The organism is Cryobacterium sp. M25, assembly GCF_002929635.1.
In the GTDB taxonomy this organism is placed as follows: domain Bacteria; phylum Actinomycetota; class Actinomycetes; order Actinomycetales; family Microbacteriaceae; genus Cryobacterium; species Cryobacterium sandaracinum.
In genome coordinates, this window is record NZ_PJJU01000052.1 from 49,881 (window position 1) to 59,304 (window position 9,424).

A 9,424-nucleotide genomic window follows, 5' to 3' on the forward strand; every position below is an offset into this window, starting at 1 on the left:
GCCATGACTGTCGACGGTCGCGCAATCCCGCTCCCGGATTACCTCAACCACTGGGTGGCGACGCAGCGATGGTTCGCCGACAAGGGCCGTGTGCCGAGACTGGTCAGCATCGGGCGCTGGGTGCTTCCGAGCGAGGAAGCCGAGGTGGACATCCGCACTGAGCTCGTCTTCGATGCCGCAGCCCCGACCCGCACCCTTTACCAGTTGCCCCTGACCCAGCGGACCACTCCCCTCCCCGCAGTCGGGCAGGGCCTCATCGTCACCCTCGCCGACGGCAGCGCGGTCTACGACGGCACCGCCGACCCGGCCTACGGGCGCGCTCTGCTGGGTTTCATCCTGCGCCAGGCCTCCTCACCTGAGCCCGAAAACCTCGGCGCGCGGGCTCGCGGCGAACTCCACTCGAGCGCAGATCCCGCCGAACGGCCGGCCCGGGTTGTCGCCGGCCGCCTGCTGCGCGGAGAACAGTCGAACACCTCGATCATCCTGGACTGCGTCGACGCCGCCGGGCGCCCGGCTCGTCCCGTCATCTGCAAGGTGTTCCGGATGCTGCATCCCGGCGAGAATCCGGACGTGTCCGTGCAATCGGCCCTGGCGCGGGCCGGCTCACACTTCGTGCCGGAACCGGTGGGCTGCGTGGTCGGCGAGTGGACCGAGCCGGAGCAACCGCGGGTCACCCTCACGGGCCATCTCGTCTTCGCCCAGGAGTTCCTGCCGGGCGCCCCGGATGCCTGGCGGGCCGCCCTGGCCTCTGCCGGGGCCGGGGAGGACTTCAGCGAACAGGCGCGGGCGCTGGGCGTGGCGACGGCAGCCGTGCATGCCGACCTGGCCGCCGTGATGCCCACTCACGACGCCACCCCCGCGGTCATCGCCGCCGAACTCGGCCGGATGCGCGAGCGCTACCGCAGCGCCGCCGCCGAGGTGCCCGCCCTGACCGGCTACGATACGGCCGTCGAGGCGATCTTCGAGCGGGCGGAGAGGGCTTGCTGGCCCCGGCTGCAGCGCATCCACGGCGATTTCCACCTCGGCCAGGCCCTCGCGGTCCCCGGCCGCGGCTGGGTGCTGGTGGATTTCGAGGGCGAACCGCTGCGCCCCCTCGTCGATCGCACCCAGCCGGATGTGCCGTTGAAGGACATCGCCGGGATGCTGCGGTCCTTCTCCTATGTGGCCGGCACGGTGGAGCGGTCCTCGCCCGGCGACCAGACGGCGTCGGCCGAAGCGTGGGCCGCGGCGTGCCAGCACGCGTTCCTCGACGGCTACACGCTGCGATCCGGCCAGAGCCTGGCCGGTCAGGAGCCCCTGCTCGACGCGTTCGAGCTGGACAAGGCCCTCTACGAGGCCGTCTACGAGACCCGCAACCGACCCTCCTGGCTGCCGATCCCGCTCGCGGCCATCCGCGGCCTCGTCCTGGAGGTCTCCGCCGGATTGCCGTGAGCGGCCGGAACGGCCGGTCAGCGCTTGAGCTCGGGGAATTGGTCGTCGCGCCACTCACCGGGGAGCCGGGTGTTCTCGGCGGCCGCGGCATCCTCGCGCATGCGCAGTTCCACCCGGCGGATCTTACCGGAACTGGTCTTGGGCAGCTCGTAGAACTCGACCCGCCGCACCCGCATGTACGGGGGCAGACCGGTGCGGGCGTGGCGCAGCACCGAGAGCGCCGTTTCGCCGTTGGACTCCCAGCCCGCCGCCAGGGCGATGTAGGCCTTGGCGATGTTCAGCCGGGTGTCGTCGGGCGCGGGCACGACGGCCGCCTCGGCCACGGCCGGGTGCTCCAGCAGCACGCTCTCGACCTCGAACGGGGAGACCTTGTAGTCGGAGGACTTGAAGATGTCGTCGGTGCGGCCGATGAACGTGATGTAGCCTTCGGCGTCGCGGCTGGCGACATCACCGGTGTGGAAGTAACCGTCCCGCACGGCCTCCCGCGTGCGTTCGGGATCCCCGTGGTAGCCGGCCATCAGGTTGACCGCGGTGCGGGACAGGTCGAGGCAGATCTCGCCCTCGTCGCTCTCCTCACCGGTGATGGGGTCGAGCAGCGTGATCGCGACGCCCGGCAGGGGCATCCCCATCGAACCGGCCAGAAGTGCGGAACCCGGGGCGTTGCCCACGATCGCCGTGGTCTCGGTCTGGCCGTAGCCATCCCGGATGGTGAGTCCCCAGGAACGCTGGATCTGGTGGATGACCTCCGGGTTGAGCGGCTCGCCGGCCGAGAGGATCTCGCGCAGGCCTATCGGCTTGGCGCCGACGTCGGATTGGATCAGCATGCGCCACACGGTCGGCGGGGCGCAGAAGGTGGTCACTTTCGCGCGGTGCAGCTGGTCGGCGAGGGCGAACGGGTCGAATCGGGCGTAGTTGTAGACGAAGACGGTGGCCTCGGCGATCCACGGAGCGAAGAAGCTGCTCCAGGCGTGCTTGCCCCAGCCGGGCGAGCTGATGGCCAGGTGCACGTCGTCCGGGCAAAGTCCGATCCAGTACATGGTGGTCAGGTGCCCCACGGGATAGGACGTCTGGGTGTGCACCACCATCTTCGGCTTGCTGGTGGTGCCCGAGGTGAAGTAGATCAGGGACGCGTCGTCGGAGGACACGACCACGGTGGGCTTCTCGGCCGCGACGAGCGCGGCATCCGCGTAGTCGGCCCAGCCGGGGGTGGCCGCACCGACGCAGACGCGCGAGAAGTCGCCGGGCACCGCGTCGAACTTGGCGGCGTCGCCGGCGTTGGCGATGACGTGTTGCACACCGCCGCGCAGAACCCGGTCGGTCAGGTCGCCGGTCGCAAGCACCGTGGACGTGGGCAGGATGACCGCGCCCACTTTCATGATGGCGAGCATCAGCTCCCAGAGCTCGACCTGGTTGCCCAGCATCAGCATGACGTGGTCGCCGTGCCCGACGCCCCGGGAGATCAGCCAGGTGGCCACCTGGTCGGAGCGCGCCGACATCTCACTGAAGGTCACCGTCAGTTCGCGGCCATCCTCCTCCACGATCCACAGGGCGGTCTTGTCGTTGCCCGCGGCGATGACGTCGAACCAGTCGACAGCCCAGTTGAAGTTCGCCCCCACATCCGGCCACTCGAACTCGGCCTGGGCGCGCGCATGATCGTCTCGCAGCTGCAGAAGGTGGTCGCGCGCGCCTCGAAAGGCGGTGGTGCTCTGGGGGGTGGTCATCCGACCCATCTTCCTCGGTTCAAATGCCCGAAACGGAATACGACACCCGGCCGCGGGGCCGGCAGGTCCCGCAGGTCCCGCAGCTCGGCGCCGTTCGGGCCGAGCAGCGCGAAGATCTTCCTCGGCGTGATGAAGCGCTTCAGGCAATGGCGCGGATCGCGTCCACCAGGGCGGCGAAGCGGGCGTTGCCGGGCAGGTCGTCGATGAGCACGGACTTTCCGTCGGGGCCGGCCAGCGGGATGCGCCAGTTCGGGTACTCGTTCGAGGTCCCGGGCTGGTTCTGGGTCCGGCGCTCACCGACCGCATCCACCAGAGCCACGCCAAGGAGCGACGAGGGCGTCAGCGCGGTGTACGCGTAGAGCGCCTCAACCGTCTTCTGCACGGTCGGGGCTGGCTCGGTGCCGAGCGGCGGCAGCAGGCCGCGTTCGCGAAGCGCGGCCAGCATGGCGGACTGCTCGGCAAGGTCCGCGGTGCGCTCTTCCTCGACCGATCGCCCGAGCAGACCGAGCGACTCGCGCAGGGCCACGTGGTCGCCGGCGAGATAGCCGGCCGTCGGAGGCAGATCGTGGGTGTTCACACTGGTCAGGCAGGCCTGGCGGTACCGTTCGGGGGCCAGCGGCACGCCGTTGTCTCGTTCGAACCAGAGGATCGAGGTTCCGAAGATGCCGCGTTCGGCGAGGTAGTCGCGCACCCAGGGCTCGAAGACGCCGAGGTCTTCGCCGATCACCACCGCGCCGGCGCGCTGGGCCTCGAGGGCCAGGATGCCGATGAGTGCCTCGTGGTCGTAGTGCACGTAGGTGCCCTCTCCCGGTCCGGCGCCGACCGGGATCCACCACAGGCGGAACAGACCCAGAATGTGATCCACCCGGATGCCGCCGGCGTGGTGCAGGATGCTGCGGAGCATGTCCCGGTAGGCGACGTAGCCCGACTCGGCCAGCCGGCCGGGGTGCCACGGCGGCTGCGACCAGTTCTGGCCCTGCTGGTTGAACATGTCCGGCGGGGCGCCCACGGTCATGCCCGGGGCGAGAACGCCCTGCAGGGTCCAGGCGTCGGACCCGGTGAACTGCACCCCGACCGCGAGGTCGTGCACGATGCCGATGGCCATTCCGGCATCCGTCGCCGCGCGTTGAGCGGTCTCCAACTGCTGGTCGCAGAGCCACTGGAGCCAGCTGTGGAATTCAATGCGGTCCGCGAGCTGCTCCCGGTGCTCGGCGGCGAAGGGACCGCGGGGGCCGCGCGGCTCGATCGACCATTCCGGTGCATCCGCCGGGAAGAGCTCGGCCAGGGCGCACCAGAGCGCGAAGTCGACCAGACCCTGACCCTGCTCGGCGCAGAATTCCTCGAACCGGTGAACACGGGAGGGGCTCGGCCGCACCTCGTGCACGGCTTCCAGCGCGGTCAGTTTGGCGGCGTAGGCGCAGTCGCGGTCGAGGTGGTCCGCCTCCTGGTTGGCCGAGTGCTGCCGGTCAGCGAGGGACTCGACAACGGCTCGTGCCGCCGGGGCGAGGTAGGCGTATTCGGGCACGTCCTCGACCCGGATGTACAGCGGGTGGAAAAAGCGTCGGCTCGACGGCAGGTAGGGGGAGGGCTCGACCGGCGGGGCAGGCTCGGACGCGTGCAGCGGATTGACCAGGACGAAGTCGGCTCCGTACTGGGAGCCGGAGATGGCGGCCAGGTCGGCAAGGTCGGCGAAGTCGCCGATCCCCCAGCTCCGGGAGGAGCGCACCGAGTAGAGCTGGGCCATCAGACCCCAGTCGCGATGCCCGGTCAGGTTGCGGGTGGTCTCGAGCCGGGGCGGGGTCACGACGAGGCCGCAGCGCGCCGTTTGGTCTCCGCTCTCTGCGTGCAGGGTGTGCCAGCCCAGAGGCAGGCCGGCCGGAATCTGGAACATCGCCCGGCTCGTCGGCCGACCGTCGACGGTGCGGGGTTTCTCCCAGAGCCCCGTCTGCAACACCTCGTGCCGGGTGCCGTCCTCGGCGACGATCCAGACGAGGGCCGTCGAACCTGCGCCGGCGTGCACGGGGACCTCGGCCTCGCCGCCCTCGCGGAGCACCACGACGGGAGGCAGGAGCCGGCGCCAGGGCGCGAGGCTCTGCTCGGTCAGGGCCGCATCAACCGCGGCAGGCGTGCCGGCGGGAACGCCGAGGGCACCCAGGACCTCACGCAGGGTGCCGACGTCGACCGCCCGTGAAGCACCGTCCCAGCCGGTGAAAGAGGTGTCAACCCCGAGTGATCGTGCCAGTTCCAGCAGCGCCGCCGCAGAACGGCCGGTTGGTTCGAGTTCCATGGGACCACTCTAGATCCGGGACCGGTCCCGGACCCGCGCCGGACCCCGCCGGCTCTACCTGCCGAAGCGCAGGACGAAGGCCTTCATCAGGTTGGCCGGCTCGGTGACGATGGATGCGTCGATCGCCGCGATGACGTCGTCCAGGGCGTCGGGATCGAAGTAGCCGTACTCGCGGTAGATGCGGATGCGGGTCAGGATGCCGGCGTTGGTCAGTTCCGGATGGAATTGCGTCGCGTAGACGTTGTTGCCGACCCGGAACGCCTGCACGGGACAGTTCTGCCCGGTCGCCAGCAGGACGGCGCCGGGCGGCGGCTCTGAACAGGCCTCTTTGTGCCCGACGAAGGCCTGGAAGGTGGGCGCGAGCGCGGCGAACAGCTGGTCGGCTGCGCCTGCCTCGGTGAGGGAGATCCAGGTCGGCCCGGCCTCCTCGGACCAGGTGCGGTCGAGCCTGCCGCTCAGATGACTGGTGAGCAGTCCGACGCCGTAGCAGGCACCGAGGAAGGGGAAGTCCCGGGCCAGCACCTGGTCGAGGAGGGCGGCCAACTCGGCCTCGACGCGGCGTTGCACGGACGACTTGACCTCGGCGGGATCGCTCGCGTTGAAGGGGCTGCCGCCCACGATGATGCCCGAGTATCCGTTCAGGTCGATCGGCGGCATCGGCGCAGCCTCGAGCCGCACCCGGTGGAGCTGGTCGGGTTCCAGATCGCCGGCCGCGAGGAAGCCGGCGTACTCGTCATCGGCGGCTTCGTCCTCAGAACGGGTGGCGAGCAGCAGGAAGGGCTTCACAGCATCATCGTAGTGGCGGGCCTCGGTAGACGCGGCTCCGGCTTCGACCTGGCTGTGAGCGCGTCGAAGACCTGGTCTCCCCCTGCACCAGGAGCTGCTGCATCTGCGCGGCGTCGAATGCGAACCCCACCACCGACCTATGCGGGTGCGCCGGCGATGTTGACCATCCAGCTCACGCCGAATTTATCGACGCACATGCCGAAGCTGTCGCCCCACGGCGACGGCTCGAGCGGCATGACGACGGTGCCCCCGGCCGCGAGCTTGTCCCAGTAGCCGCGCAGCACCGGTTCGTCGTCGCCGCTGAGCGACACGGAATAGTTGGTGCCCGGACGGTACTCCAGCCGGTTCGGAGTGTCGGAAGCCATCAGCACCAGGCCGTCGTCGGTGGTCAGCATGGCGTGCATGATCTTGTTCTGCTCAGCCTTGTCGTCGCTCGCCTCGAACTCGGCGAACGTGCTCAGCGTCAGCTCGCCGCCGAACACCGTCCGGTAGAACTCCATCGCTTCCCGGGTCGTATCCCGGAACCCCAGGTAGGGATTGAGTTGGGTCGTCATGGTGGAGCCTCTTTCTATCATGGGGCGAATGCTCCGATTATCGGCCCAACCCCGCGCCAGCACGAGGCGTGCGGGGAAGTCTTCTACGCTGGGACCATGGACTCCCCCAGGGCCGCCCTGCTGCGGCCGATTCTCACCCTCACCATCAACCCCGCTCTCGACGTGAGCACGTCAACCGAGCACGTGGTCAGCGAGCACAAGATGCGCTGCGGCCGGTCCCGCCTCGACCCGGGCGGCGGCGGCGTGAACGTGGCTCGGGTAGTGCAACGTCTCGGCGGGCAGGCCCTGGCCGTGTACACCGCGGGCGGCCCCACCGGGGAGGCCTTCCGCCGGCTGATCGAAGCCGAACGCATCCCGACCATCGCGGTGCCGATCCACGGCAGCACCCGCGAGAGCTTCACCGTCGACGAGTCGGGCACCGGCAAGCAGTTCCGTTTCGTGCTGGAAGGCCCCGAGCTCAGTGAAACCGAGTGGCGGGCCTGTCTCGCGGTCGTCGGAGAGTCGATTCCGGTCGGCGGCTATGTGGTCGCCAGCGGCAGCCTGCCGCCGGGAGTCCCGGATGATTTCTACGCCCGGGTCACCCGTCTGGCGCACGGGCGCGACGCCCGCTGCATCGTGGACACGTCCGGTCCCGCGCTCGCGGCCGCGCTCGACGAGGGGGTCTACCTGGTCAAACCGAGCGGGCGTGAGCTGGGAGAGCTCGTCGGCGCAACCCTCGACACCGAACAGAGCAAGATCGACGCGGCCGCCGAGCTCGTCGCCCGCGGGTCCGCGGAAGTCGTCGCGCTGACACTCGGCGGAGCGGGAGCCGTGCTCGCCTCGGCGAGCGGGATCATCCGTCTGGGGGTGCCGCAGGTCACGGTGCAGAGCACCGTCGGGGCCGGCGACAGCTTTCTCGGTGCGTTCGTGCTGCGGATCGCGCAGGGGTTCCCGGTGGACCGGGCGTTCCGGGCCGCCGTCGCCGCCGGCAGCGCCACCGCGATGACACCGGCCACGGAACTCTGCCACCGGGTCGATGTGGAACGCCTGGAGGCCGAACTGGTGGCACTCGCGTGAAGCTCACCGACATTGACCCGCCCAGCCGCAGCTTTTCCCGGTGGCTCACCGACGAAGAGGTGGGGCAGGTGCTCGCCTCCAGCCGCGGCTGGAGGCTTGCGCCGGACGGCGGCGTGATGGCCGGCAAGATTCGCAAGACCCGGATCGCGCCGTCTCTGACCGCGCTCGGCGCCACCGCGGCCGCCGAGCGGTGGATCAGCCGCGCGGCGGCGCCCGGCAGGGACGGCAGCGGCCCGACGCACATCATGTGGGGTATCTTCAACGCCCGAACGGACGCCGAGATCGCGGCTAAAGTCGATTCATGACCGCTGACGCTGCCACCGGCACCCGCACCCCCCGCACCTCGATCCCCCGCTTGATCGGCCGATTGGCTCTGGGAGCGTTCCTGCTCTTCGCCGGGATCAGCCACCTCGCCTGGAACCGTGAGGCGTTCCTCGCCCAGGTGCCCACCTGGTTGCCGCTTGAGGGTGATTTCGTCGTGGTTGCGTCGGGCCTGGTCGAGATCGCTCTGGGCCTGTCGCTGCTGCTGCTGGCCAGGCGCAAGGTGCAGGTGGGTTGGGTCGTGGCCCTGTTCTTCCTGGCAATCTTCCCCGGCAACATCTCCCAGTTCGTCACGGCTGCCGATTCGTTCGGCCTGGATTCGGACCTGTCCCGTGGCATCCGCCTGCTCTTCCAGCCGGTGCTCGTGGCGTGGGCGCTGTGGTCGACCGGTGCGTGGCGCGCCTGGCGGGCACGCCGTGCAGCGTAAGTGATACCCCATGGGGTATGTTGGGCGGACGAGTTCAACGAAAGGGTTCAACGGATGTGCCGTCAAGTTACGTGTAAGAAGTGTGGAAAAACGACCTGGGCCGGGTGCGGCCAGCACGTCGACCAGGTGATGCGAGGCGTTCCGGGTGCACAGCGGTGCCGCGGACACGAGAAAGACGCCCCGACCCCCGGCTTCTTCGCGCGGCTCTTCTCCCGCAGCTGAGTCCGGAGTCAGTAGTCGCTGGCGGACAGGTCGGTCGCGGCGTCGTGCTTGAGCTTCAAAAGGGCGAGGTCGATGTGCAGAAACACCTCGGTGCGGGCCTCCCGCCGGGCCTCGTAATCGGGGTCATGCCAGTCGATGTTCAGCCTGATCAGGCGTGACGACACCGCGTCACTGACCTCGTCGCTGGCGGCCCGCTGGGCCCGCCGCACGAGACGCGCGACCTTGTCGTCGTCGGCGGCCACGGCCTCGAGGGCCTCGGCGAGCTTCTCGTGCACGCGTCGGCGCAGTTTGAGCTGAGTGATGTCGCGGCGCTGGTCTTCCGTGAGATCGGAGGTCCACCGTGACCTGGCCAGCTCTGTGCGCAGGTCCTTGACCCGGCGGGCGTACTGCTCGTTCTGCCGGGTGAGCAGGTGCAGCTCGTGCCGGGCGGTCGCCGCGTAGCGTTCCGGATCGTAGTCGGCGTGATCGCCGAGAGCGCCCACGATGATGTCGTTCTTCACCGCCATCCGGACGGCGGAAAGCGCGATCTTGAGCCCCTCGTCGACGATCACCTTAATTGCGGCCACGCTACAAAATCTTACTGTGCGGGCCTGCCGAAATCAGGGCTCCCCCTGTCGCG

The 9,424-nt window shown here is 69.5% G+C and carries 9 protein-coding genes; 4 read left to right on the forward strand and 5 right to left on the reverse strand.

Annotation, left to right across the window (positions count from 1 at the left end):
* Positions 1-3 precede the first annotated feature (3 nt).
* Entirely contained in the window at positions 4-1,431 is a 1,428-nt protein-coding gene (locus CXY81_RS08980) for a phosphotransferase (RefSeq protein ID WP_104194643.1), read from the forward strand.
* A gap of 17 nt (positions 1,432-1,448) precedes the next feature.
* Here the strand turns inward: CXY81_RS08980 and CXY81_RS08985 are convergent, their stop codons facing one another.
* The 4 genes from CXY81_RS08985 to CXY81_RS09000 form a co-directional block, all read right to left on the reverse strand.
* Complete coding sequence (locus tag CXY81_RS08985; RefSeq protein WP_104194644.1) at positions 1,449-3,152, reverse strand: AMP-binding protein; 1,704 nt, start codon at positions 3,150-3,152, stop codon at positions 1,449-1,451.
* Positions 3,153-3,291: 139 nt separating this feature from the next.
* Positions 3,292-5,439 carry a 4-alpha-glucanotransferase gene (gene malQ, locus CXY81_RS08990; protein ID WP_104194645.1) on the reverse strand — a complete coding sequence of 716 codons (2,148 nt, stop codon included), beginning with the start codon at positions 5,437-5,439 and terminating at the stop codon, positions 3,292-3,294.
* A gap of 54 nt (positions 5,440-5,493) precedes the next feature.
* Positions 5,494-6,225, reverse strand: coding sequence for a glutamine amidotransferase (locus tag CXY81_RS08995; RefSeq protein WP_104194646.1), 732 nt, complete (start codon positions 6,223-6,225; stop codon positions 5,494-5,496).
* Between the two features lie 137 nt (positions 6,226-6,362).
* Entirely contained in the window at positions 6,363-6,779 is a 417-nt protein-coding gene (locus CXY81_RS09000) for a VOC family protein (RefSeq protein ID WP_104194647.1), read from the reverse strand.
* A gap of 96 nt (positions 6,780-6,875) precedes the next feature.
* Between CXY81_RS09000 and CXY81_RS09005 the strand changes: the two genes are divergently transcribed.
* From CXY81_RS09005 to CXY81_RS09015, 3 genes are read left to right on the forward strand one after another with little or no spacing between them, the layout of a single operon-like run.
* Positions 6,876-7,835, forward strand: a complete 960-nt coding sequence (locus tag CXY81_RS09005) for a 1-phosphofructokinase family hexose kinase (protein ID WP_199183038.1) — start codon at positions 6,876-6,878, stop codon at positions 7,833-7,835.
* Positions 7,832-8,140: a hypothetical protein gene (locus CXY81_RS09010; protein WP_104101432.1), complete on the forward strand. Its 309-nt coding sequence runs from the start codon at positions 7,832-7,834 to the stop codon at positions 8,138-8,140. Before CXY81_RS09005 ends, CXY81_RS09010 begins: the two co-directional genes overlap by 4 nt.
* On the forward strand, positions 8,137-8,583 hold the full coding sequence (locus tag CXY81_RS09015) for a hypothetical protein (protein WP_104194648.1): 447 nt from the start codon (positions 8,137-8,139) through the stop codon (positions 8,581-8,583). The genes CXY81_RS09010 and CXY81_RS09015 overlap by 4 nt, the downstream gene beginning before the upstream one ends.
* A gap of 230 nt (positions 8,584-8,813) precedes the next feature.
* On the opposite strand, the gene CXY81_RS09020 is transcribed toward CXY81_RS09015, so the two are convergent.
* Complete coding sequence (locus tag CXY81_RS09020) at positions 8,814-9,371, reverse strand: hypothetical protein (RefSeq protein WP_104194649.1); 558 nt, start codon at positions 9,369-9,371, stop codon at positions 8,814-8,816.
* Between the last annotated feature and the right edge of the window lie 53 nt (positions 9,372-9,424).

What these genes read in the sequence shown, in the direction of transcription:
- CXY81_RS08980 (WP_104194643.1), top strand. Translation starts at nt 4, where the DNA reads ATGACTGTCGACGGTCGCGCAATCCCGCTCCCGGATTACCTCAACCAC.
- CXY81_RS08985 (WP_104194644.1), bottom strand. Translation starts at nt 3,152, where the DNA reads ATGACCACCCCCCAGAGCACCACCGCCTTTCGAGGCGCGCGCGACCAC.
- malQ (WP_104194645.1), bottom strand. Translation starts at nt 5,439, where the DNA reads ATGGAACTCGAACCAACCGGCCGTTCTGCGGCGGCGCTGCTGGAACTG.
- CXY81_RS09000 (WP_104194647.1), bottom strand. Translation starts at nt 6,779, where the DNA reads ATGACGACCCAACTCAATCCCTACCTGGGGTTCCGGGATACGACCCGG.
- CXY81_RS09005 (WP_199183038.1), top strand. Translation starts at nt 6,876, where the DNA reads ATGGACTCCCCCAGGGCCGCCCTGCTGCGGCCGATTCTCACCCTCACC.
- CXY81_RS09015 (WP_104194648.1), top strand. Translation starts at nt 8,137, where the DNA reads ATGACCGCTGACGCTGCCACCGGCACCCGCACCCCCCGCACCTCGATC.